The 24271-nt window shown below is 39.4% G+C and carries 20 protein-coding genes and 1 pseudogene; 9 read left to right on the forward strand and 12 right to left on the reverse strand.

Translation table 11 applies throughout. The features are described from left to right. Positions 1 to 23: 23 nt before the first annotated feature. The gene (mraZ, locus tag ACU8V8_RS13785; RefSeq protein ID WP_446887878.1) at positions 24 to 482 is read right to left on the reverse strand and encodes a division/cell wall cluster transcriptional repressor MraZ; all 459 of its coding nucleotides are present in this window, start codon (positions 480 to 482) and stop codon (positions 24 to 26) included. Positions 483 to 975: 493 nt separating this feature from the next. On the opposite strand from mraZ, the gene ACU8V8_RS13790 reads away from it, so the two are divergent. From ACU8V8_RS13790 to ACU8V8_RS13805, 4 genes are all read left to right on the forward strand, one after another. Further along, complete coding sequence (locus ACU8V8_RS13790) at positions 976 to 1311, forward strand: DUF883 domain-containing protein (protein WP_446887879.1); 336 nt, start codon at positions 976 to 978, stop codon at positions 1309 to 1311. 7 nt (positions 1312 to 1318) lie between these two features. Beyond that, positions 1319 to 1765 carry a hypothetical protein gene (locus ACU8V8_RS13795; protein WP_446887880.1) on the forward strand — a complete coding sequence of 149 codons (447 nt, stop codon included), beginning with the start codon at positions 1319 to 1321 and terminating at the stop codon, positions 1763 to 1765. A 21-nt stretch (positions 1766 to 1786) separates the two neighbouring features. Next, positions 1787 to 2044, forward strand: a complete 258-nt coding sequence (locus ACU8V8_RS13800) for a hypothetical protein (protein WP_446887881.1) — start codon at positions 1787 to 1789, stop codon at positions 2042 to 2044. Between the two features lie 284 nt (positions 2045 to 2328). Then, positions 2329 to 5427 (forward strand): EAL domain-containing protein, encoded by a 3099-nt coding sequence (locus ACU8V8_RS13805; RefSeq protein ID WP_446887882.1) that lies wholly within the window; start codon positions 2329 to 2331, stop codon positions 5425 to 5427. Between the two features lie 10 nt (positions 5428 to 5437). Here ACU8V8_RS13805 and ACU8V8_RS13810 read toward each other — a convergent pair whose 3' ends face one another. After that, the gene (locus ACU8V8_RS13810; protein ID WP_446887883.1) at positions 5438 to 6412 is read right to left on the reverse strand and encodes a YihY/virulence factor BrkB family protein; all 975 of its coding nucleotides are present in this window, start codon (positions 6410 to 6412) and stop codon (positions 5438 to 5440) included. Positions 6413 to 6537: 125 nt separating this feature from the next. On the opposite strand from ACU8V8_RS13810, the gene ACU8V8_RS13815 reads away from it, so the two are divergent. Then, positions 6538 to 7650 (forward strand): mechanosensitive ion channel family protein, encoded by a 1113-nt coding sequence (locus tag ACU8V8_RS13815; protein ID WP_446887884.1) that lies wholly within the window; start codon positions 6538 to 6540, stop codon positions 7648 to 7650. 57 nt (positions 7651 to 7707) lie between these two features. Here ACU8V8_RS13815 and ACU8V8_RS13820 read toward each other — a convergent pair whose 3' ends face one another. After that, the gene (locus ACU8V8_RS13820; protein WP_446887885.1) at positions 7708 to 10137 is read right to left on the reverse strand and encodes a zinc-dependent metalloprotease; all 2430 of its coding nucleotides are present in this window, start codon (positions 10135 to 10137) and stop codon (positions 7708 to 7710) included. A 162-nt stretch (positions 10138 to 10299) separates the two neighbouring features. Here ACU8V8_RS13820 and ACU8V8_RS13825 point away from each other — a divergent pair, with 162 nt between their 5' ends. Further along, entirely contained in the window at positions 10300 to 11268 is a 969-nt protein-coding gene (locus ACU8V8_RS13825) for a class 1 fructose-bisphosphatase (protein ID WP_421961013.1), read from the forward strand. Positions 11269 to 11421: 153 nt separating this feature from the next. Here the strand turns inward: ACU8V8_RS13825 and ACU8V8_RS13830 are convergent, their stop codons facing one another. Continuing rightward, positions 11422 to 11748, reverse strand: coding sequence for a hypothetical protein (locus ACU8V8_RS13830; RefSeq protein WP_446887886.1), 327 nt, complete (start codon positions 11746 to 11748; stop codon positions 11422 to 11424). A gap of 57 nt (positions 11749 to 11805) precedes the next feature. Between ACU8V8_RS13830 and ACU8V8_RS13835 the strand changes: the two genes are divergently transcribed. The 3 genes from ACU8V8_RS13835 (at position 11806) to ACU8V8_RS13845 (ending at position 16330) form a co-directional block, all read left to right on the forward strand. Further along, on the forward strand, positions 11806 to 12162 hold the full coding sequence (locus tag ACU8V8_RS13835; protein WP_446887887.1) for a DUF5522 domain-containing protein: 357 nt from the start codon (positions 11806 to 11808) through the stop codon (positions 12160 to 12162). A 170-nt stretch (positions 12163 to 12332) separates the two neighbouring features. Further along, positions 12333 to 14738: a TonB-dependent receptor gene (locus ACU8V8_RS13840; RefSeq protein ID WP_446887888.1), complete on the forward strand. Its 2406-nt coding sequence runs from the start codon at positions 12333 to 12335 to the stop codon at positions 14736 to 14738. A gap of 56 nt (positions 14739 to 14794) precedes the next feature. Then, complete coding sequence (locus ACU8V8_RS13845) at positions 14795 to 16330, forward strand: tetratricopeptide repeat-containing sulfotransferase family protein (protein ID WP_446887889.1); 1536 nt, start codon at positions 14795 to 14797, stop codon at positions 16328 to 16330. On the opposite strand, the gene ACU8V8_RS13850 is transcribed toward ACU8V8_RS13845, so the two are convergent. From ACU8V8_RS13850 to ACU8V8_RS13885, 8 genes and pseudogenes are all read right to left on the reverse strand, one after another. Then, positions 16331 to 17176 carry a sulfurtransferase gene (locus ACU8V8_RS13850; protein WP_446887890.1) on the reverse strand — a complete coding sequence of 282 codons (846 nt, stop codon included), beginning with the start codon at positions 17174 to 17176 and terminating at the stop codon, positions 16331 to 16333. Then, the gene (locus ACU8V8_RS13855) at positions 17109 to 18344 is read right to left on the reverse strand and encodes a capsular polysaccharide export protein, LipB/KpsS family (RefSeq protein ID WP_446887891.1); all 1236 of its coding nucleotides are present in this window, start codon (positions 18342 to 18344) and stop codon (positions 17109 to 17111) included. Before ACU8V8_RS13855 ends, ACU8V8_RS13850 begins: the two co-directional genes overlap by 68 nt. 74 nt (positions 18345 to 18418) lie before the next feature. Then, positions 18419 to 18826 (reverse strand): adenylyltransferase/cytidyltransferase family protein, encoded by a 408-nt coding sequence (locus tag ACU8V8_RS13860; RefSeq protein WP_446887892.1) that lies wholly within the window; start codon positions 18824 to 18826, stop codon positions 18419 to 18421. Continuing rightward, positions 18823 to 19890, reverse strand: coding sequence for a CDP-glycerol glycerophosphotransferase family protein (locus tag ACU8V8_RS13865; RefSeq protein WP_446887893.1), 1068 nt, complete (start codon positions 19888 to 19890; stop codon positions 18823 to 18825). The genes ACU8V8_RS13860 and ACU8V8_RS13865 overlap by 4 nt, the downstream gene beginning before the upstream one ends. A 91-nt stretch (positions 19891 to 19981) precedes the next feature. After that, the gene (locus tag ACU8V8_RS13870) at positions 19982 to 20398 is read right to left on the reverse strand and encodes a group I truncated hemoglobin (RefSeq protein WP_446887894.1); all 417 of its coding nucleotides are present in this window, start codon (positions 20396 to 20398) and stop codon (positions 19982 to 19984) included. Continuing rightward, positions 20398 to 21231, reverse strand: coding sequence for a DUF3034 family protein (locus ACU8V8_RS13875; protein ID WP_446887895.1), 834 nt, complete (start codon positions 21229 to 21231; stop codon positions 20398 to 20400). The genes ACU8V8_RS13870 and ACU8V8_RS13875 overlap by 1 nt, the downstream gene beginning before the upstream one ends. Further along, positions 21218 to 23534: pseudogene (locus ACU8V8_RS13880) on the reverse strand (EAL domain-containing protein). Before ACU8V8_RS13880 ends, ACU8V8_RS13875 begins: the two are co-directional and overlap by 14 nt. Then, positions 23524 to 24186 (reverse strand): methylamine utilization protein, encoded by a 663-nt coding sequence (locus tag ACU8V8_RS13885; RefSeq protein WP_446887896.1) that lies wholly within the window; start codon positions 24184 to 24186, stop codon positions 23524 to 23526. The pseudogene ACU8V8_RS13880 and the gene ACU8V8_RS13885 overlap by 11 nt, the downstream one beginning before the upstream one ends. Positions 24187 to 24271 lie beyond the last annotated feature (85 nt).

Below are 24271 nucleotides of genomic sequence, written 5' to 3' on the forward strand. Positions count from 1 at the left end.
TTGCCTTTTTTTGATTTAGTCGATCAGAGTGAGAAGTTATCTAAGTCAGGGCTAGATTCAAAGTCACCAAGTCGTTCTATTTCGGTGTCTTGGCGCATTTGCTCATGCCAGCGCTCTTCATCCCAGATCTCAAATTTATTCATTAAACCGACCAACATTATTTTTTTACCTAAATCTGCGTGCGCACGAAGTGACGGTGCTAATAAGATTCGGCCATTTTTGTCTAGTTGGTATTCTGTTGCGTTACCTAACAACATACGCTGCATGCGTCGGGCGCGTGGATTCATATTAGAAACTTTAGCTAAGCGCTCTTCAATATCTTGCCATTGCGCAAGTGGATACAACCACAAGCAAGGCTCATTAAGAGCAATAGTACAAATCACCGTGCCTAAGTCTTCAGACAATAGAGTATCTCGGTACTTAGTCGGTACCGCAAAACGTCCTTTGTCATCCATACTAAGTGAACTCGCACCGCGAAACATAAAAGCCTATTTAAAATTAGTTGTTAATCCATTTAGATTAAGTTTGATCCAATTTGATCCACTAAAAACCACTTTTTACCACAGTGCTCCAGTTTAGGGCTTGACAAGCTATTTTGTCAAGTCGGCAAAATCTTATAATCCCCTGTTCAAGCCAGAAAATATAAGGGCTCACGCAAAGCTACTGAATTACGTGGGAAAAAGGAGAGAAACATAAAAAAATATTTTTTTATGGTTTTTTAGCATGCTAGGTGGTTTAAACCGCTTAATGAATAAGCAATGAATAGTAACAAAATAGAAGATATGTAAAACGGCTGGATTTGCTCGTTGTAAAATTTACTCAATCAGCCTGAAATTGTTACGCCAGAATTTTAAATGAGAAAGTGTTTCTTTTAAATTAAAATCCAAGACATTGATTATTATTAATTTTTAAGGGTGGTATAAAGGCTGCATAGTTAAATACACATCGAGTTTAATTATTTAAGGAAGGAATACTATGGCTACTACAACTACCAATACGACCACATCAGCAAATAGCAAGACTGATCCAAAAACGCCACACGCTGAAGCTCCGTTAACTGATAAAGCAACTTCTGCTGCTCACAGCGCGGTTGACGCCTTATCTACTCGCGCTGCAACAGCAGAACAAAACATCCGTGAAGGTGCTAATAACTCAGCTGAAACATTGTCAGAAAAACAGCAAATTGCGCGTGAAAAACTAAACCAATACAGTGGTAAAACCCGAAAATTTGCCGCCGAAAACCCATTGGCAACAGCGGGAATAGCCTTTGCTGCGGGCATGTTAGTTTCAGCACTAGTTCGTAATAAGTAATCTGACTATGAAACAGCCTACCAACTCAGGCAATAATGATCATTCAGCCACTGAGACTGCATCGCAAGGTGCAGATCAGTGGCAAGATCATATAGCTAAACTAGCTCAATATGGCGAACAGATATATCAAGATTATCGCCAACAAGCAGGTATCTGTAAGCAGGTTGCCGCTGCCGAATGGCGCTTATCTACCCGTTCACTTGCTCTTACGATCATATTACTGGTTAGTTTTGCAGGCGGACTCGTTTTACTATGGGCCGGCCTTTTAGCAACTATTGGCTTAGCTATTTTTTCTGCAAGTCATTCCATTTGGTTAACCGCGTTGTCATTGATAGTGATGCAACTGCTGTGTTTAGCTTGGTTATGGAAAAATATTGGTCATATAAGTCGTAAAATCGGCTTTGATAAAACTTCTCGCAGTGTCAAACAATTATTCAATATTAACGAAGAGTAAATCTCTGTATTAAGGATAGCCATGTTCATTGATTATTTTATTCATAAGCCCCAAAGCAAGGTTGACCAACTCAGTACTGAAATGGATACTTTAGATGAATTAAAACGCCAACATCAACAAGCATTTAAATACAGGTTAAAACGCTTTGCCGTTTCTAAGGCCGGTTTAGCCAGTGCCTTCACGGCAGGCGCAGGTTACCAAGCTTTAAAATCGAATAAGAACTCAACTGGTGTTATCAGTACTGTGGGTAAATTCACTTGGCTTTTGCGCCTACTGTAATAATAAAGCTCCGATAGAGCAAAGCTGATTACGACATGGTAAATCAAAGAAGTCCTCAATCCATAACTCCGAGTGCGCGCTCAATTTATGCTTATCTATAATTCATAGATTTCCAACGGATATATTTTTACTAATATTCTCTTATAGTTAGATAGAAATGCCTCATACTTTAATGACACCGTTTGAAAAACCCAGTAGATAAAACAGTTTATTACATTCGGTTACACCAAAAGTGCTATAACCTTATTAAAAACATGGTTTTTTAATGATTTATTGACTACAATTTGGTTCAAATATTAAGAATAAAGAGTGTCGTTATTTTATCTTCATCATTACAAAAGCGTCTTTATCGTTTATTCGTCTTATTAAGCTTACCCGGCGTTGTAGTAATTCTATTTAGTCTTTGGCATGCAAAAGAAAATGTGCTCAAAGAAAGCCGTTTACAAGCATTAGCTATTGCAGAACAGTTAGCGGCGCAACAAACAAGCTTACTCAATGAGATTGAACATTTTACTGTCGAGCTTGCACAACTAGACGCTTTTGCGGCTCCGTTAAAGTCTGGTTGTCCGCCTTACCTCGAAAAAATACAGTCTCTTAATCCTGAAATTGCAAATATCGGTATTATTGACCTTAAGGGTCAGCCGCAATGTCTACTAAGCGGAATGAATAAAGACATAAATATTTCAGATCGCCAGTACTACATCAACGCACTCGAAACTCAAAGTTTTGCTATAGGTTTTTTTCAAAAAGATCGAAGTTTAGGTACACATACTGTCAATTTCGCATACCCACTGCTCGACACTCAACAAACCCCATATGGCGCAGTCGTTACTGTAATCACTTTAGATTGGTGGAGTAAAAAGCTAGCCAACTTTCGCTTACCTGATGGAGCTATAGCTGTTATAACCGATAACCATAACCGTATTGTTGCTAATTCAAATCATGATAGTGACATGTTTGGTCAAAGCATAAGCCAGTATGGATTTACCGATAGCACTTCAGGTGTGAGTAACATTGTTGATTTTAAAAACAAAAGCTATGTAATTCATAGTCAGCAAATGTATAGGGATAATGTTAGTAATTCACTTAATGTTTATGTTGCTATTCCTTTTAACGCGCCGATAGGTAAAGCGAATCAATTATTTTTTAATACTCTGCTCGCTTTTACCCTCATGATAGTTCTACTTTGCATTTTTGCCCGTATACAATTAAAACAAGTCGTATTAACCCCCTTGACACGCTTAACTACAGCAATACAAGACCTTGCAAAAGGTGATTTACCCAAACAATTTAGCCTTAAAAGTGAAGAGCTTAATAATTTATATAAACATTTTGAATATATGGCTCAAACTCGTTTAGCTTCTGAAGCACACATAAAACGGCAGCACGATGAGCTTAACGGCTTATTAAGTGCTCTACCCGATATTTATATTCGTATCAATATCCACGGTGATGTGCTTAATTTAGGAGGCCAATCCTCTAAGCTAAATAGCCCTTTGAAAGTGCGAGACAAATTACATTTACGAGATCTGCTTGATGAAGAAGCAAGTAAGCAAATACTAAAAAAATTACCTACAAAAAATGATACTGCACAATTTGAGATCGTTCAAAGTTCCCCTAGTTCTAAGCATATATACGAAGTCAGGATCAGTGCTAAACAAACCAGTAATGAATACACTATTGTATTGCAAGATATCAGCCAGAGAAAAAAAGCCGAGCATGCCTCAAATTTAGCCTCTTTAGTTTACGCTAATAGTAGTGAGGGCATGGTGATAACTGACCCAAGTGCAATTATATTAGATGTTAATCCTGCATTTTGTGATTTAACTCAGTATCGTAAAGATGAAGTATTAGGGAAGCCAATATCAATTCTTAGTTCAGGCAATCACAAAAAATCATTTTATAAACAAATGTGGCAAGCAATAGAAGAAACTGGCCGCTGGCAAGGTGAAGTCATCAACCGACGTAAAAATGGTGAGCTATTTACCGAATGGCTAACCATAGACACTGTTTATGATGAACATTACCAACCTCATCGTAGGGTTGCTATTTTTACTGATATTACAGAGAAAAAAGCAGCCGATGAACTTATTTGGCATCAAACCCACTTTGATCATTTAACAAACTTGCCCAACAGAATTGAATTAAAAGAGCGTTTGAATCAACGTTTAGCGAGTAAAGTTAGCCTAAACAAACCACTGGTGGTCATGCTACTTGACCTTGATCACTTTAAAGATATCAATGACACTCTGGGGCATTTTTATGGTGATAAGCTCTTAAAGCTCATCTCTAAAAGGTTGCTGGAGAACATTACAGACATTGAATTTATTGCCCGGATTGGTGGTGATGAATTTGTGATTGTTCATTCAAAACTAATCAGCGAAGAACATATTAAAAAAGTCGCTCAAGATGTGCTAGATGCCATGGCAACCTCTTTTAAATTAGAAGGTGAAGAAGTCTATATTGCTGCAAGTATCGGCATTGCCATCGCGCCAAATGATGGGGATAATTGTGAGCAATTACTTAAAGCTGCCGATCAAGCAATGTTTCAAGCAAAACAAAACGGCCGTAACTGCTATAAGTTCTTTAATGTAAACCTTCGAAAACAAGCCCAAGCAAGGATGGAGCTGTTAAAAGATATGCGCCACGGTATTGAGCAACAAGAATTTGACTTGCACTATCAACCAATTGTAAATCTTGATACAGGTAAAATACATAAAGCTGAAGCTTTAATACGTTGGCAACACCCAAGCAAAGGCCTAATTAGCCCTGCACATTTTATTCCCTTAGCTGAAGAGTCTCGGTATATTAATCCATTAGGTCAATTTGTATTTACTACTGCAATAGACACGCTAAACACTTTAAGATCACAAGTGGATGAAGGTTTTCAATTAAGTATCAATGTGTCACCGGTACAATTTAGCTGCTTAGACAGTGGCATTGATCAATGGCCTGAGCTACTAAAGGCTGCTAATTTACCGCTCAGTTCAATCGTCGCAGAAATTACGGAAGGGTTAATGATAACCCCTGAACCATTAACTCAAAGACGTCTTAAAACATTAGAGCATTCAGGTATGGAGTTAGCTCTTGATGACTTTGGCACGGGCTATTCTTCTCTTGCTTACTTACAGCAAATGGATGCTGATTACTTAAAAATAGATAAATGCTTTGTCGATAACATAAAGGCAGGAAACCAAGAACTCGCTCTTTGTAGAGCAATCATTACTATGGCTCACCAATTTAATCTCAAAGTTATTGCCGAGGGGATCGAAACCCAAGAACAACATCTGTTACTCCTTGGACTCGGGTGCGACTACGGGCAAGGTTATTTATTTTCAAAACCATTACCAAAAGCTGATTTTTTAACATTCTTAAAAAAGTAACGTGCTAACATTAGTTATCTTTACGGTGCATTTGTTGTTGCTTACTCGTTAGTTCGTCAGCAACAAAAGCACCGCGTTCACCGCGCTTTTTTGCTTTACCTTTGGTACTATCTTGCATAGTTTGTTGCTCGATACTGGCATTTAGTGCTGCACCAAAAATGATGATGTATGCACTTAAATACAACCACATAAGCATAATCACCACCCCGCCTAATGAGCCATACGTTTCGTTGTATGAAGCGAATGTAGAAACGTAAAATGAAAAACCGAGTGACGCAACAATCCATAATATAGTTGCCAATAATGAACCCGGTGTCACCCATCGCCACTTAGCAGCTCGCCGATGAGGAGCGTAACGATATAGACAAGCCAACGCAAAATTAAAAATAACCGCAAGTAAAGGCCAAGATATTAATTGAATAATGAGATCAATACGTTGCGTAAAACCGACTAAATTCAAAACAATTGGCAAGATGCCAATAATAAGTAACGCTACAACAGCAACCGTAATTGCACCGACTGAAAAAAGAAATCTAAACAGCAATGCGATAAAGAATTGCCGCGTATGACTTTCATGATAAGTAATATTACATGCAGTGATCAGCGCTTGACTGCCCTTACTGCTACTCCAAATAGCCAGCAATAATGTACTCAAAGCACTTAAACTCAATGACGCTTGTGATCTTTGACTCACCGCTGTCACTTGCTCTAGCACTATTTCGCTGGTACTTGGTGGTAACAGGGTAATAAATTTACTCAACAGAGCCGATATATCGGCTGGTGATGCAAAATAAGCATAAACAGAAACTAAAGCTGCAATTGCCGGAAAAATAGCAAGTAATGCATAAAACGCCACGCCCGCGGCAACAAAAGATAAATTATCTTGCGCAAGGCTGGTATAAACGCGCTTACAAATACTCCACCAACCCCGCAATGGGATTTCATTTGGCTTGTTAGCTTGATAACCATATTGACTTTGTGGCATTTGAGAACTCTAAATTATCGTTATGTAATCTTTTAGATATAGCAATCAGCTTGCCAATACAGCATGGCCTTCAACTTGCTTTGAGAAACCGAGGTAGAGAGTTTAAAACACATCAGGAAGAAGCCATGCATAACTTATTTGACAATATAAATCAATATCTTATAACTTTATCTAGCAACGAAAAAATACTACCAAACGAGCAAACATGGCAGTTAACTCTTGCAAGTGTTAACTCTCAAACAATGCAGTTTTTACATGCTGCTGGGCAAATGCTACCCGCATTGATATTAGGTGTACTCGCGATTATCGGTTGCTATTTTCTTGCCCGACCACTCTCTTACTTACTCATAAAACCATTGGGGTATGTTAGTGAAAGTCGCTTATTACATGTGGTAACGAGACGCTTTATAAGCATATTAATCATATTATTTGGCGTATATTTATTTCTTCGCTTAGCGGAGCTGACTCAGTTTGCCGTGGCCGTAATGAGTGGTACAGGTTTACTAGGCTTAATACTCGGCTTTGCATTTAGAGATATCGCCGAAAATTTTATTTCAAGCATGCTTTTGAGCGTGCAAAGACCTTTCAAAATAGATGATGTTATTGAAGTAAACGGGCACCTAGGTGTAGTTAAAAAAGTCACGGCTCGTGCAACCACCCTCGTTGATTTTGATGGTAACCATATTCAAATACCGAATGCGAATGTATATAAAAATGTTATTAAAAACTTAACCGCGAATCCGAAAATGCGTGGTCATTTTACCTTAGGTATTGGTTATGATAATGATATTAAAGCGGCTCAACGCCTTGGATTAAATATTCTGAACAAACAAGCGCCGGTTTTGAGAGAACCAGCTCCACAAGTACTTATTAACGACTTGGGCTCAGCCACGGTCAACTTCACTATTTATTTTTGGGTTAACAGTGAACAGCACAGCGTATTAAAAGTTGCATCACAACTAATGCGTGAGCTGGTCAATAACTTTACTGAACAAGGTGTCAGCATGCCCGACGATGCACGTGAACGTGTACTCGTAAATAGCCAAGGCGACGATATTTACCCTACGCTCAATAATAATGAAAAGTCAGCTATTAAAGCCAAAAAAGCTAACAGAGTCGATACACCAATTCACCAAGATAACGACACTAATATTGATGATGTCAGTAGTGATACCGATGAAATTAGAGAGCAAGCAGAAGAGTCTCGTGACCCAGAACAAGGCAATAATATAATTTAGTGTAAATCTAAGGGAGCATTTATTCGCTCCCTTAAAAAATGAGTGTAATAACCCACTTTAAATAGGCGAACCCGGTGGTATTGGCAACGCTTTAAAGTTATCTGGCCACTGTCCAGATGATAAGAACAGCTTAACCTGCTCCGCTAAGTATTGCTTAAAGGCACTTTCACCAATGTTGACACTGCTAAGCAACGAGCCTTGTTGGAAATCTTTACTGAGCTTAACTAAATAATAACGAAGCTGAGCTTGAACCTCCGGAGCAACATTATCACTGGCTACCAAGTCAGCAAACTGTTTAGCCGTTAATAACTGTACGCGTTGGTTAATTTTAGCGGCCATTGGCGTTTCATTACTCGTTGTAAACACTTGCTCATATACTTGTGCAAGCATTTCATCAAGACTGAAAAACGCATTACTGCGCGCTTGCTGTTGAGCTAACCGATTTAACCGTTGGCTATTTAGCATAAGCGATAAACTATGCTGTGCAGCAACTTCAGGTAATGCCATGGCATCCAATGTTAAACCAGTGCGACCAACAATGCTCTCACGATTTTTAGACTCACCGTAAGCCTTTGGTGGGATCAAGGCTAGAATGCTTTCAGGTAAAGCTAAGTTGTCTGCCTTTAATGTGTTCAGCATTGCAGTGAGCGCATGTTGTTGCACTTCTTTACTTACAACTTGCGCGCCTTTAACGGTGGCTTCACTGCGTATTTCATAGTCATAATCAACACCTGCAATCAGCTTAACCGCAGACTCTACTTGGTAACGATGAAATAAATACAGCGGTACCAGCATTTCTTCAAGCTGCGACAGTGCGGTTCCCATTTTAATATTGTTAATACCAAAATTAGCCAATGCGTGTTTACGCACCTCAAGTACTCGGGTTAGTTCATCACTCGGTGAAGTGCCGTTATCCCAAAGGTGCGCTGTTGGGTGTGCTCCGCCTTTTGCTCTTGCATCGCTGTCAGAAATAAACTCCAGCCCTTTGCTTTTATTCTCAGCTAAAATAGCAGCCAGCTTTGTGTCCTCATCAAAGCCAGTAAAGTCACTGTAACCATATTTAATAACCTGAGTATCCCACTGCCCCATACCGTGCGCATAACCACGGCTAACATCAAGCTCACCTTTATCGTTAAAGCTTAATAACGGATGAGGGTAATCCATTACAGAAGCTCTATCAGCGACTGATGCAGCAAAATTATGTGCAATCCCTAATGTATGACCAATCTCATGCGCACTCAATTGACGGATACGGTCTAGCGCCATCGCTTGCAAGGTTTTAGCAACCTCGTTCCCTTCAACATAAGGCGCAGCAAGAGCTTCAGCAATTAAAATATCTTGGCGTACACGTAGTGATCCCAAGGTAACGTGACCTTTTAAAATTTCACCTGTACGAGGGTCAATCACTGAACTGCCATAAGACCAACCACGCGTAGCACGATGCACCCATTGAATAACGTTATAACGGATATCCATAGGATCTGCGTTATCAGGTAATACTTTGACGATAAATGCATTTTTATAACCTGCCGCTGAAAATGCATCACTCCACCATTTCCCGCCTTCTAATAACGCTGTTTTTACTGGCTCTGGTACGCCCGGATCTAAATAATATACAATTGGCTCGATAGGTTCACTAATTGGCAATGATGGATCTTTTTTAGCAAGACGATGGCGCGGAATATAACGCACTAACATAGAGTCACTTAATGAAGCTGCGTAATCTTTATGTTCAACACTCCAGTAACCGGATTGCGGATGAAACGCACGTGGTGTGTAGTTATCGTCAGGCAGTTTAATTAAAGAGTGATGCATATGTACCGTTAGCGCATATGGGTCAGCACTGACTTGGCGAATATATTGCCCCGGCTTGCTACCTTTAAAGGTAAGCACCGCTTCAAGCTCAGTATTCTTCATAAACGCTTTAGAGCGTGGCATAAATACCGCACTACGATTTTCATCTAAACTAAAGCTACCTTGTTTACGAGCTGCAAGCGTGCGACTAACACCGTGAACGTCACTTAATAAATAAGGCGTGTAATCAATTAATACCGCTTTGGGGCTTTTAGCGACCACTTTAAAGCCAGCCAATATACTCGACGCAAAGGCTTCTTTAATACTTTTTTGTTCTGCTTTATTACTGGTATTTGCACGGTAATATGTATTAATAGCTCTGAGCATTACTTTGTCGCCAAAGCGCTCAAACTGCACCAAGTGCGTATTGCCTAATTGGCCACGATCAAGACCTATATCATTAGAGCCAACACCATAAGGTAAGCTTTGCTGTAATAAAAACTGTTGCTCTAATTTATCTACCTTCAAATAGACTTTGCCATTTTCGGTATCGTAAAAGAATGAAAAATAGCCAGGAAAATGATTCATTTGTGAAGTAAAATCATTAATAGACTTAATTGCTGCGTGCGCTTGGGGTATCATAGTTAGCAACACAGTAAAGAGTATGTAACGTATCAGTGGTATTTTTTGCATAATCTTATCTTTGTTATTCGCGTTTTAAATAAGTTTAAAGGTGATGCCAGTATAATGTATCCACTTTAAAATACATCTATTTAAGACGAAATTCAGCGCTAGCTTTGATAATCCCTCTCACCCTATGATTATCATGGCCTTTAACGTTATCAGGAAAATAGAATGCGTAGACTACCCCCAGTATTACTTGAAGACGGTTGCCCTAGAGATTTAATTTCGTTGATCAGGACTGTTTTAGCGGCATGTAAAGAGATTTCATTCCGTGTCGGTCAAGGTGCATTATCTGGCGTACTTGGTTCAACCCTCGACGAAAACATTCAAGGCGAAACACAAAAGAAACTTGATGTATTAACCAACCAGCTGCTAAAAGACATATTACTGGAATCAGGTTACGTTAAAGCTATCGCATCAGAAGAAGAAGACTATACCGTTGCCGGCAACCCCGATGCAGATTACATCGTAGCGTTTGATCCACTCGATGGCTCGTCAAATACTGATATCAACTCATTAGTAGGCACTATTTTTTCAATAATGAAAGCACCTGAAGGCTCTGATCCTGCCGATCAAAGCATTTTTATGCAACCGGGTAAAAATCAAGTTGCAGCGGGCTACGTACTTTACGGCCCATCAACGGTTTTAGCTCTAACTACAGGTAAAGGTACTCGCTTTTTCACTTTAGATAAGACTCACGGCACATTCTTATTAACTGAAGATTTCGCCAAAGTGCCTGAAGATACCAATGAATACGCTATTAACGCATCAAACCAGCGTCATTGGCAGCCTGCAATGCAAAACTATATTAATGATTTAATTGCAGGTGACACCGGCCCTCGCGCACGTAACTTCAACATGCGCTGGATTGCCGCCATGGTAGGTGATGTGCATCGTGTGTTATGCCGCGGTGGTATATTTACCTACCCTACCGATACTAAAGATCCCAACAAACCAAATAAACTACGCCTACTTTACGAAGCAAACCCAATGGCGATGTTAATCGAACAAGCCGGCGGTATCGCATCAACCGGCACTGAGCGCATCATGGACATTCAACCAGATGCTATCCACCAACGTGTAGCAGTGATTTTAGGCTCTAAAAACGAAGTCGAAACCTGTTTGGGATATCATAAGTAATAGACTTTAGGAAAGAGGAGCTAGGTAAAAGGCTCTAGGAAATTGATTTTCTCAAATAACAATCACATCGTAGGCGCGGCTTTATGCCGCGTTTTTTATTTTCAGCTATATCAAGGCGAAGTTAGCCGCAATATCCCTAGAACCTAACCCCTACTAACTTGCTAATAATTCAATCAACTTCGCAACTTTACTCTTATCAAGCTCGCCCATTTGTTCACTGTTGCTTAGGGCATAAATTGCACCTTCCACGGCGCTGTGATCGATGTCGGTTCTTGATTCTATAACATTGGCCCACAGCTCTAGTTCGTCTAAATCTATTTCGCCTGCCAAGCAGCGAGTGAGTACATCGAGTACGGTTGCGAGCGTTAATGTGTAAGCAGGGCTTTGCTCATCACTTGTTGTTGAAACAATAATACTGATGGCCTCGTCTTTTTGTTTACCAAAACGGGCAAACTCTGCTATCGCTTGTGCTCTGTTCATAGTTAGTTATCTGTTATTCTATAGTGGATTATTATTAAAAAATTAAACGAATCTCGAATGACTATTTTAGCTTGCTCACAATGCCAAACCACGCTTACCTGTAATGTTGATAATATCAACGCCTGTTGGTGCAATGAGCTGCCAGCTATTTTACCGCTTGATAGCACAACCACCAGCTGTTTATGTCGAGAGTGTACCTTAGCGAAAATTAATCTATTTCTAACTACCCTCTATCTACGCCCTCTCAAAGAGCAGCTTGCTTTTGCAAAGCCCTTTCACACTAACACCAATTTAATCGAAAACCTCGATTATGAAATGCAAAACGGCTATATGGTATTCAGTCGTTGGTTTTTCTTAAAACGTGGAAAATGCTGTAAAAACAACTGTAAAAACTGCCCTTATAGAAACAGCTAGAGTACTTATTCAAATAAATAGCATAAAGCTGCAAATAACGCATGACTACAAGAATAAAAATACACTATAATTGGATATAAATTCACAAAACATCCAGAAAATCTGCTTAACATATCGACACTGGTTGATTTTTAAGCATAAATATACTGTAACTTATTCGGAATATGAACATGATCACCTTTAGGCCAGCACTTCTTGCATCAGCTGTTTCTGCTATTTTATTTAATAGTCACCACCTTGCTGCTGAAGAATCAACAACTCAAGCAGACAAAGTGATTGAAACGATTCAAATTACCGCTACTCGTCGTGCGGGCTCAGTGCAGGAAGCACCACTTAACATTACCGCACTTGATGGTGATGTGATCAAAGATCAAAACATTGGTGATCTTGAAGATGTAGCTCGCTGGGTGCCTGGCTTAACTATTTCTGATCAAGGTGGTCGTGAAGGCTCCCCTATAATCGTGCGTGGTTTGAATACCAATACTTCTGATCGTATTTCTGATGGCGGTACTGTTGCCACTTACGTCGGTGAAATTCCTCTTAATATTGATTTACGTTTAACTGACGTTGACCGCGTTGAAGTACTTATTGGCCCGCAAGGTACTTTATATGGCGCTGGCACATTAGGTGGTGCGATTCGCTATCTATTAAAGCAACCTGAACTTGATATTACCGAAGGCCAAGTAACTGGTGATGTATTTAGCTTAAATGAAAGCGACGGCACCGGTGGTGAATTGGGTTTAGTATTTAACACGCCATTAATTGACGATGTATTGGCAATTCGTGCCAGTGTTAATTATTACACCAACCCAGGATATATCGATTACAACTACGTGGTGCAAAACCCTGGTGTATCAAACCCAAATCCTGATTTTACCAACCCACAAGATGTCAGTGCTAACTTACATCGTGTTAGTGACGTAAACGATGAACAAATAACTACAGGCCGTGTGTCACTGCGTTGGCAAGCTAACGAAGCTGTTGAAGCAACGCTTAACTATTTTTATCAAAAGCAAGAAAATGGCGGCAACTCAACATCACAATATAACTCATTAAGTGACAGCAGTGGCCTACAAGGTATGGTTGGTCAATATGAAAATGCAGCCCGAGTACTTGAGCCAGGTGAAGAAGAGAACGACTTATTAAGCTTAGAAATTAAGGCTGACTTAGGCTTTGCGGAATTAGTATCTGCCTCTGGCTGGTCAAGCTACGAACAATCAGGCCAGCGTGACCAAACTGATTTACTTTACGATATCTGGAGTGGCTATGCTGAGTTCCCAGCGTTTGTAGCGCAAACTTTGGATACCTCAAAACGTGATAGTTTCACCCAAGAAATTCGTTTAGTATCTAACTCTGATAGCGCTTTTAACTGGATTGTGGGTGGTTACTACAACAAACTTGAAAGCCACTCAGATGATAGAGAATACACACCTGGTTTAACTGAATTTTGGGGCGGTGGTATTCCAAATCTGCAACAAGACCTCGAGTATATTTTGATCAGTGACTCTGAAACCACAGAAAAAGCGCTATTTGGTGAAGTAGGCTATGCCTTTACCGATCAATTTAACGTAACACTTGGTGCGCGTTTTTATGAGTATGATGTATCAACCACATCAGGATCTGCTACTCCGTTATACTCCGGTGATTTTTCATCATTGGATCAACTTACAATGGTTAATACAAGTGCCAGCGACAGCGGTAACTTATTTAAATTTAATGCTAATTACACTTTTGAAACTGGTGTACTAGCCTATTTTACCGTTAGTGAAGGCTTTAGGATTGGTGGTGGCAACGGTCTAGCTCCTTGCCCTGATGTATTACCCGAGCAACAAATTGTCTGTGCTCTACCAAATGAAATTGGTTATGAGCCTGATACCACTGTAAATTATGAACTTGGTTTTAAATCTAGTTGGTTTAAAAATCGCTTACATTTCAATGCTGCGCTATTTAATGTTGATTGGAAAGACGCGCAAATCGGTAGCACAACCGTAAATGGTCAGGAGTTGATTACCTCAAATGCAGCTACTGCTAACTCTAAAGGGGTTGAAGTTTCAAGCCGAGCAATCATCGCGGATAACTGGACTGCTTATGCCACATACGCTTATGCAAAAGCGCAATTAACTGAAGATGCTCCTGATGTATTTGGTGCAGGAGTACAAGGCGGTGAAGATGGCGACCGTTTACCAGGTGCTCCAGAGCATCAGTTTTCATTTGGCCTACGTTACGAGCAAGATGTACTCGATGATAAATTGCTAAGCATTAACTACGGTATGACCGCGCAAAGTGATGTGATCACTAAAGTCGGCTTAAAAGCCGATGGCGAGACACTTGCAGGTTATGCACTGAGTAATTTATCAGCCAAGTTAACCGGTGATATGTGGTCAGCGACTCTCTATGTTGATAATTTATTCGATAAGTACGCGTTTACCTCGGTACGCCGTGATAAATCATGGGCTGGCATGGCTAAGTATGCAGAGCTAAACAAAGAGCTGCCTGAACTACAACGCGTGTATGGTCACTACACTACAGCACCGCGTACTATCGGCATGAAGTTTACGTATAACTTTGAGCTGTAAGTAAATTAACTTTATAAACAAAAGCCTTGGTGTTTTACATCAAGGCTTTTATGCTTATGACTATGCAACTAACATCAGCTCAAACTCAGCTTCAACGCCATATTGACCAAGCAATTGCGCAAGGTAAACTTAATGACGCCCACCATTTATTAGTAAGTAATATAAAAAAGACCCCAAACGATCATTTTAGTTATTTTTTATTGGCACAAGTAAATTTAGCCGCGGGCGATACCAGTAAAGCACAAAAGCTACTCGAAAAAGCACTGAGTATTACCAAGCATCCTTTATATATTGCTCACTTAGCAAAGCTTGCTACATTATCAGGCCAATTAATGAGTGCTCAGCATTATATTGATCAAACAATAAAGAGTGAACTTGAAGATGCTACGTATTATGACCTTGTGGCCAACGTACTGACTCGGCTGGGGCAATACGAAATAGCTCTCGTTTGGCAGAAAAAAGCTTTTACATGTCAGCCATCAAATCCACAAGTAACTTATAATTTGGCTGTCGGTTACAAAGTGATGGGGGAGTTTGATAAATCTCGTGATTTACTACAGCAATTAATTACTCAGCAACCTGCGTATTTTCAAGCTCATTATTCTCTAGCAGAGTTAAATAACTCACACTCAGCAAACGTACATCTAGCGCAGCTTAAAGCCTTAGTTAAAAGTAAACTATCAGCGCAAGACAGTCACTATGCACAACATGCTATGGCACTTAATTATGAGCACTTAGGTGAATTTAAAAACGCTTACAATGCGTTTATCGCCAGCAAAAAGAACATTAACCAACTCGTAAAATATAACGCAGATCAACATAGTCAGTTTTGCCAGCAGATTACAAAGCTTAGTCAGCAATTCCCCAACACTCAAACTGACACCGACTTTGCGCCAATATTTATTGTCGGCATGCCACGTTCAGGCACCACATTAATGGAAAAAATTATAAATCAGTCTGATCAAGTTCAAGGTGTTGGCGAGCTTAATGACATTGCTCAACTTTGCCAAGGGGATAATAAGCAAGTTTTAAATAGCAATGTTTTAGCAAACGCCTATAAAAATAAACACACTATTGAGCAACTTAATAGTTATCAACAGCGGGTTAGACAATTAGTCGCACCATCACTACGTAGCTGTGATAAGCAGCCCTTCAATTTTTATTATATTGATTTAATTTTAGCTGCATTTCCACAAGCTAAAATAATTTGTATGCAGCGGGGGCAACAAGATACCTGTATTGCAAATTTCCGTCAGCTTTATAACCCTGCGAGTGCTTTTCATCATTACAGTTATGATTTAAAAAATATAAATCGGTATTACTATGACTACTGTGACTTAATAAATCACTTCGCGAGCACATATAAAGGCAATGTCTTGATCATCCAATATGAAGAGTTGGTAACTGAACCTACCAGTAATACGCAAAAGGTATACGCTTTTTGTAATTTAGAGTGGCAACCCGACTGCTTAGACTTTTATAAACAACAAAGCCCCTCGGCTACAGCCAGTAAAGTGCAAGTGCGCCAACCACTTAATCGTAAAGCAATTAACTATTGGCGCCACTATGACTTTGCAGTAAATACTTTGTAACTATACCCGCCTAGGGCAAGGCCCTGTTTCGATAGGGAGTTCGTCTCGTGCTCCCCACTCACTCCAAGAACCATCGTATACATGCAGGTTTTGATAGCCGCACTCGCTAGCAAATAACGCTAAGATGCACGCAGTAACCCCCGAACCACAACTAAATTGCAATATTGCCTCGTTATCAATGACTTTCTCAAAAGCAGCTTGAATCTGTTCAAGGGATTTAGCTTCTCCGTCATTCAGTAGTTCACTGTATGGCATAGCACAGCTATTTGGTATATGACCACTGCGCATGCCTTTTCGCGGCTCAGCCATTTCGCCTGTGTAACGCTTGTAATTGCGTGCATCCAATAGCAAAACGTCGTCGTTATCAATGCCATTAAACACCGCTGCGGCATCAATGAAGTAGTCGGCTCTAGGTTTGGCAATAAAGTTACCTGTATGGTGACTATGGCTGTATTCAACTTGAGTAAGGTAACCTAAAGACTGCCATTTGGCTAAGCCACCGCTGAGTACTTTAACGTTATCAAAACCCATAGCTTTAAACATCCACCAGCCGCGCGCAGAGCTAAACAGGCCTTCATCTTCATAGATAACCACCAACGAATCTTGGTCGACGCCCATAAGCTGCATTTGCTGCGTAAATTGCGCAGGATTACACATAGTATGAGATAAACCGCTGGATAAATCCGCGAGTTGCTTTTTAAAATCAAAACGTTGTGCATTGGGTAACTTAGCGTCTGGCTGATACCTCCCAGGTAAGCCTGGGCGCACTATACCCGCATCAAAAATAACAAGTTTTGTATCGTTTATGCGCTCTTTTAACCACTGACAAGTTACTACATTCTTCATTGTTATCCTTTACGTTATTCAGTTGCTGCGAAAAAACATCTAACCCTATAAGACGTTCTTCGACAGCCTCAGCATGCTCTTTTGAGCAATCTTGCCACCTTCCTTCAATAGTGTAAACACGCTTTAAATAACAAAAAAACTTATCTCGTAACGCCAAGTTTAGTTGCCAACCTTGATCCAGTTGCAATAAGCGCTCAAATAGCTTTTGTCTATTATTTGCATGTAAAACTAAATCATCAATGTTGTAACATGCCTGACCAAGTGTAATTACCTGCTTTGCTAATAACAGCGCATCTAATCCTACGGTTGAATTGATAGTGATTACAGCCTGTGCATTTTCGATTAAATCAGTAGTTGCATTGCCGTTTGCAAATATACCTTGAGGGTGCTTTTTGTATAAGTGTGTATAATGCTTATGCCACGATGGATGCTCTTTAAAAACCACTTTTAAATCAGGGTCATTTAACTTTTCTATAGCGTTCATTACCTCACTGTAAAGCATTTCCATTGAATTCAACCAAGGCGAGTAACACACAACTTGCGTATCATGAGGAACCTGAAACGGCACAAAAATATAACGCTTTGGCAATTTACTTTTAATAAATTCTTTGCGCTTTTTATGATTTGCTCTAGGGATTAAATTTACATCTTCAAGGTTAAAGTGACTTGGCAGCTTAAAATTTAAGTAAAAGTCACGCTGGTAACTCATAGACGAAGCAAAGTTAACACCTTTAGGATCTAAACAACTCGTATTGGGCAACAAGCCATTCTCGAAATAAAACACCTTAATACCTAGCCTTTTTGCAGCTTTAACCACGGTTATATTAGGTAGCTTATTACCATTCCAGATAACTAAGTGAGTAGGCTTACGCTCTTCAAATAATGATAAATACTTCGCGTAACGACAACACTCGATCATATTTAAGAGAACCGAGTAAACCTTCGTTAATAACGGGTTCTGCCAAATACTATTTTTTGCTCGCTTTCGTTTGACCTGAGTAGCAACAATATCATCAAATGATGTATTAAATGCCTCAGGTAAGTTCTTCAATGCACTTAGTATAGGCTTTCCATAAATATACAAACTTGCATTCAAGTTGAGCTGAGCAATTAATTTTTTATAGTAACGAGCATGGACATTGCGGCGGGATACGAATAGAAAATGCATAGCGGCGATTATACCCAATTATTCAATATTGGATATAAATACTAAGCCGTTTTTATGACTACTAGATTACTAAATCATGACAACTGAGTGACTGGTTTTCTAACGACTTCTATTATTTCAGTTGTAGAAATTGATGGAGTTCGAGGTAAATACTCCACTTCGCACAAATTACTGAACTCATCAAAACGCCCAGCCCAATCATCCCCCATAACCAATAAATTTGCTTTATTTTCAGTTATATAAAGACCTTTAAGGTCCAGAGAATGCTCAATAAACACTTCGTCAACACAGCGTAATGAACTAATAATTTTTAATCGCTCTTCTTCACTGTAAACTGGGTTGCGACCTTTTTTAGACATGTTAAGTGCATCGGATGAAACACCTACAATCAAATAATCACCAAGTGCTTTAGCTCGCTCTAAAATATTGATATGGCCCACATGGAAAATATCAAACGTCCCAAAAGTAATAACTCGTTTCATGAATTGCCCTCTAAGTAATTAACTATACGCAGAGCTGCAAAACCATCCATTTTACCTGCAAGCTGTGTTATTAAGCGCGCTTTATTTTCTTTAAAAACTTGGCTCTCTTTGTAAGAGTTGTCAATCATCGAAGTTAGCTCTGTATACTTTCTCGCTGTATGACAAATCTGATTAAAGTAATGAATATCGTCATCTAATCGCTCTTTTAAACGAAACGAGAATATACCGCGATAACTCCAACGTAACTTGTAAAAGTCACACCACACCACAGGCTTATCTAACGCTGCAAACTCAAATATTGCGGAGGATGCATCCGAAAGCATTATATCTGCTATAGCTAAAAATGGTGTTAAATCAAATTGATTTTCATCAGCAACATACACATTCTCGCTCTGTGCCCAACACGCTAATTTAGCTTGCTGCTTTTTATAACGTGATTTTGTTAATGTAAAAAAATGTGGCTTAATTATTATATTGTAATTTGCAAAATCATCTGCAAACTTATCGCTCATACATTCTATTGAGCTAGGGTAAAAAGTTGGAGCATAAAGAAGTGTAGGTTTTTGCGGATCAAGGCCTAAATCTATAAGTAGTAATTTTTCAACACTATTATTAAAAATAGGATCCAGTTTAGCATAACCCGTGTCAATGAAATTACCGTTAGGGTAAAGCTGTTGTAAACGTTTTAGCCGGTGTTCACCTTCAACAAATCGAACCGTCATCCCGCTATTAGATACATCATAATAACACTGCTTTGGCCCAATACCATGCTGCATTAATGCTGTTTTATTAGTTAAATTATCACTGTGTTCAAATGAGTTACCAAAAATAATCCAATCAGCATTGAGTTGTTGATAATAAGCAAAAGCTTCACTAGTCTCATCTAACCACACAGCCGAAATATCGTTTTTTGCAATAAACTCATTACAAATAGAAATTAGCTTCGCGTCCTGCGATTTATAAAAAACCAATTCACATTTATGCCCTTTGCCAGTCAGTTTTTTAATAACAGGTAGGTATTGAGGGATATAATAAATATGTTGAACATCAAAACACACGAACATAATTTACATTAAATTAACTAAAAGCGGGCTCTATTGTACATAAAACACCATTTGATTTCAGCCATAACTAACAATAAAGCGCTATTTATAGCTAAATCTTAATAATTTCAGCTCTTAATGGCGCCATCTTCGCTAAAATTTGATTTTGTACCGAATGGCTAATGTGCTGCTCATCCATTGCATTAATTAATAAATCTACCACGCGATTAAAGTCTCGTTCACTAATATGCATCCCAGTGTGAATATCGACCATATTATCGCCTTTATATTCACAGGGGCCATTTGTGATAGAGCACAAGTGAGTAATAAAGCCCGCTCTAAAGTGTGCAACATTGGCGTGCGTAAAATAAGGTAATATAGTATCGTCATTACCTATTTGATTAATAAAGCTATCAACCAAACGTTCAATGCCTTTTTGACCATCCAACTGCTGATATAAACTCAGCTTTGATGCTGATGTACATGCTGTAAGTGTGAATAAAAAAAGTAAAAATAAAGCGTTTTTCATTACCAATAACCCGTTACAGATAAATACCAACCAGTTTGATCTTCTGCGCCTGCAATACGGCCTAAATCAAGCCATGCAGCAGTCACACTTACATTCTTATTAGGCATCCAAGCAACAAACACATCTTGCCAATCTTGTTCACCTAAGCCGAGGTTATTTGATTTTTGTCTATATTCAACACCAACCGCAATTTCACGGCTTAAAAATACCGCAGTGCTGCCTTCAAATAAGATTTCTTTATTTTTATCTACTCCACCAAAACCTAACAAACCAAGTTGGTTGGCATCACTGTAGCGCGTGGTGATATTCCAGAACCAGTTATAACCTGCTATGGCGCCTAAATGTAACTTGCTTGCCGCTAAATAAATATCAGTCCCGCTGGTGTTTTGTGCACCAAGCAAGGTCGCAACAGTGCCATCCTCTAGTGACTTATGCTGTACGCCAACACTTAATTGTGGCCATTGACTATAAACAATATCACCATACACTCTCACCTTAGCTGATGTGATTGACTGCTCGATTTGTGTATCGAGTGCTGGTACATCAAATTGTTGCTGTGCATAACTAAATTCAACTCGGTTAAACAAGTTAACTTGAGCACCACATACATCTAAACTGTAATCTGTGACATCTGCTCGGCTGCAAAAGCCGCTTACAGCAAATTCGTCATCACTGGCATAACCAGCTAACTGCGCCCAAGGTATAATACCGCCGCCCGCACTACCTTCCACTTGTGAAACACCCGGCGTAGCTAACAATTTACCTTGCGCAGCAAGAGTGTGACATGAATAAACACATGTTATTAAAACTATGATTACTTTAAGCGGGTTCATTATATTGCTCCAACCAATGCTCAAATACATCAGCTTTTAAGGGCTTACTTAAGTAATAACCTTGTACATGATCACATTGCATCGCTTTGAGTAACTCTAAGGAGCCCTCGGTTTCAACTCCTTCAGCCACTACCGAAAAGCCTAATTGATGACCAAGTGTAATAGTTGACTCGACAATAAATTGATCTTTTTTCGATTCGTCTAGCTTTAGAATAAAACACTTATCCAACTTAAGCTCATCTATGGGCAGCATTTTCAAGCGCCCGAGTGATGTTTGCCCTACCCCATAGTCATCCAGCGAGATTTTAACGCCAATGGCTTTCAAGCTCTCTAATGCTTGAATGCCTTTTTCTTCATTTTCAATCATATCGCGTTCAGTCAATTCAATAGTGATCAACGCAGGTGCTACCGAGTGATTCTTTAATGTTTTTACTAAGTTTGCGTGAAAGCCTGGGTAAGCAATATCTTGAGCCGATACATTAATAGCCGCCTGCATATTAATACCATCTTGCTTCCATAAGCCGACTTGCTTCACAACTGTGCTAATAACCCACTCAGTTAACTCGACGATGAGTCCTGACTGTTCAGCAAGATCAATAAATAACTCCGGTGATACCCAACTGCCGTCTTTTCGTTGCCAACGGATCAAAGACTCAACTTTATCAATTTGTTCCGTGGCAATATTTAATTTGGGCTGATAGGTCATAAATAACTGTCCGTCATCATCACTGATCGCTTGTTTAAGTTCATCGATCATGCGTAGGCTTTCAAGATGTTCTTCATCTTCACCATCTTGATAGTAATGAATATTTTCATGTTCAGTTGACGCACTATCAACAGCAATTAACACTCGACGGATCAAATCATCAGCTTGCTGCCCTTGCTCTGGATAATTCACAACCCCAGCACTAAAGCGTAAACTAATATTTAATTTTTGAATTGTGTAACAAGCCTGTAGCTGGTCCATTAGACCTGGTATGCCACACTTTATATTTTGGCTGGTTAATGTAGGAAATACTGTTAAAAACTCATCCCCCCCCAATACGTGCATGAAAGCCTCCTAATTCGTCAGAAAACTCGGCAATACGACACGCAACCGCTTTTAAACAGTCATCTCCTACTCTTGGGCCAAGTTTATCGTTTATATGGCGTAGACCGCGAATATCAATTGCGACTAAGGTGTACTGTTGAGCTTCCTCCAGAGACTCATTTAACACTTCAAGCATTGCAGAACGATTATAAAAACCTGTTAATGAATCATGTTTTGCCGCAAAACTAATTTGCTGTTCGCGTTCGTTGATATCGTTACCCATGTTTTTGAACGCATCAATAAGCGTTTTTATTTCATTACTTTGCTTATTGCTCATAGCATCAACACTGTAATTACCACGGGCGAACTGACGGGCTAAGCTAGCCAGTTGCGATAAAGGCATGGTTAAATTTTTTGCTAATAAGCTACTGGTGATAATACCGATTACAATAGTTAAGAAAGCTAAAAATATTAACGTAAAAAACAACCGCTCAAACTCGCTATAGCTTTGTGATAAATCAGCGCTTAGCAATACATTAACAGGATGTTTTTTTAGTGAAGCTAAGTGTAAATCTCGATTACGATAGATGGGTTGCTCACCAAACAAACGTGATGTAGTTGCTTGATGAAAATAACTATTTGGTACAAAGGGAGTGGGTCTAGACACTAACGAGCTGCGAATAACCCCGTCGCTTTGAGCAATAAAACTCACATCCATGCCCGTTAGATTTTTTAACTCTATTGCTACGTTGTCACTAATTTGAAAGCCAACCAAACTATAAGCAACCGTTCTAGGCGCTCTCACTGGCAGTAATATAACTTGGTATAATTCACCGTCAAAGACCACAAAACTTGATTGCTCAGAGTTATTAAGTAGCTCAGTCATTAGCTGCTTAAAGTCATTGCTAAAAGTCTGGTTTGGCTGATTTGATGAAATTAGTTCACCCGATAAATCTAATAGCAACATTACATCGGCATTTATGCGTTGGCTATGATTATACAAGGCACTGCTGATAGTATCTGCATCACGTGTCGCTACAGCTTGTTTGAAGCCAAAATCTGATGTTAAAACTTTTGCCGCTGTTAATAGTAGGCTTTCTTTTGCCGTTAAATATTGCTTGTACACATTCTCAGCAACGTTTATATCCTGAGTCACTTTATTTTCATTAAATTGACTCGTTGACCACCAAAAGCTAGCCAAGCTCACTACCGTGGTTAATAACACCAAGCCGACACACAGTATAATAATGCGATTTTTTAAACTATTGGTCATTCTCAGCCTTAAATTTATTACCAAATGTATTACGTGGCGCAGGGGTATCCGTTTTAATCACAATAGCTAAACTGCTAACAGCATTTTCAGTAATGCTTAATAGCGCTTTTTCTTCAAGGGGCAGCGATTGCAGAGGATGCCAAAGGCTAATTTTCATAGGTAATCGGCTCTGCTCTATACGCACGATACCATTTGCATCACTTTGGTAAGTATTAGGACTACTTGCTATATAAATATAGCCCACCATAGAATCATGAATATTACAGCCAAGCACCACAATGCCATCATTTTCAAACTCAACAGGCTGTTCTGGTTGCCCTGAGTACAATTTTAATTGAAATGGTTTAGCCTTGGAAAACGAATAAACGTGGTGGCGAATGTTATCACTATTAGGAAAGTTAACTTTCTGCCCCTGCTGGGCAACAAGTAAAATAGGTGAAAAATGTTTATCTATTTGATCCATAATCAACACAGGTAAATCACCTGCAACAACTTGATTATTCTGCCCGAGTAGCTCTACTACAGAGTTAGCTAATGGCTGGCCATGTTGATCAGTTATCTTAAGGGTAATATCTGCAGCAGAGATAAAGCAAGAGAATAGCAAAAGACCCAATGCCGCTATGTATTTAGTTACAATTCCCTGCATAGCCATTTTATACCCTTGGATACACGAAGTACCACGTTTAAAGTTTTTATTAGGTTTTACTTAAGCTAATTGAACTGTGCTCTGTAATGCA

This window comes from Pseudoalteromonas sp. SaAl2, assembly GCF_052947895.1.

Coding starts and splice junctions, on each gene's coding strand:
- mraZ (WP_446887878.1), bottom strand. CDS start 482: ATGTTTCGCGGTGCGAGTTCACTTAGTATGGATGACAAAGGACGTTTT.
- ACU8V8_RS13790 (WP_446887879.1), top strand. CDS start 976: ATGGCTACTACAACTACCAATACGACCACATCAGCAAATAGCAAGACT.
- ACU8V8_RS13795 (WP_446887880.1), top strand. CDS start 1,319: ATGAAACAGCCTACCAACTCAGGCAATAATGATCATTCAGCCACTGAG.
- ACU8V8_RS13800 (WP_446887881.1), top strand. CDS start 1,787: ATGTTCATTGATTATTTTATTCATAAGCCCCAAAGCAAGGTTGACCAA.
- ACU8V8_RS13810 (WP_446887883.1), bottom strand. CDS start 6,412: ATGCCACAAAGTCAATATGGTTATCAAGCTAACAAGCCAAATGAAATC.
- ACU8V8_RS13815 (WP_446887884.1), top strand. CDS start 6,538: ATGCATAACTTATTTGACAATATAAATCAATATCTTATAACTTTATCT.
- ACU8V8_RS13820 (WP_446887885.1), bottom strand. CDS start 10,137: ATGCAAAAAATACCACTGATACGTTACATACTCTTTACTGTGTTGCTA.
- ACU8V8_RS13825 (WP_421961013.1), top strand. CDS start 10,300: ATGCGTAGACTACCCCCAGTATTACTTGAAGACGGTTGCCCTAGAGAT.
- ACU8V8_RS13830 (WP_446887886.1), bottom strand. CDS start 11,748: ATGAACAGAGCACAAGCGATAGCAGAGTTTGCCCGTTTTGGTAAACAA.
- ACU8V8_RS13835 (WP_446887887.1), top strand. CDS start 11,806: ATGACTATTTTAGCTTGCTCACAATGCCAAACCACGCTTACCTGTAAT.
- ACU8V8_RS13840 (WP_446887888.1), top strand. CDS start 12,333: ATGATCACCTTTAGGCCAGCACTTCTTGCATCAGCTGTTTCTGCTATT.
- ACU8V8_RS13845 (WP_446887889.1), top strand. CDS start 14,795: ATGACTATGCAACTAACATCAGCTCAAACTCAGCTTCAACGCCATATT.
- ACU8V8_RS13850 (WP_446887890.1), bottom strand. CDS start 17,176: ATGAAGAATGTAGTAACTTGTCAGTGGTTAAAAGAGCGCATAAACGAT.
- ACU8V8_RS13855 (WP_446887891.1), bottom strand. CDS start 18,344: ATGCATTTTCTATTCGTATCCCGCCGCAATGTCCATGCTCGTTACTAT.
- ACU8V8_RS13860 (WP_446887892.1), bottom strand. CDS start 18,826: ATGAAACGAGTTATTACTTTTGGGACGTTTGATATTTTCCATGTGGGC.
- ACU8V8_RS13865 (WP_446887893.1), bottom strand. CDS start 19,890: ATGTTCGTGTGTTTTGATGTTCAACATATTTATTATATCCCTCAATAC.
- ACU8V8_RS13870 (WP_446887894.1), bottom strand. CDS start 20,398: ATGAAAAACGCTTTATTTTTACTTTTTTTATTCACACTTACAGCATGT.
- ACU8V8_RS13875 (WP_446887895.1), bottom strand. CDS start 21,231: ATGAACCCGCTTAAAGTAATCATAGTTTTAATAACATGTGTTTATTCA.
- ACU8V8_RS13885 (WP_446887896.1), bottom strand. CDS start 24,186: ATGGCTATGCAGGGAATTGTAACTAAATACATAGCGGCATTGGGTCTT.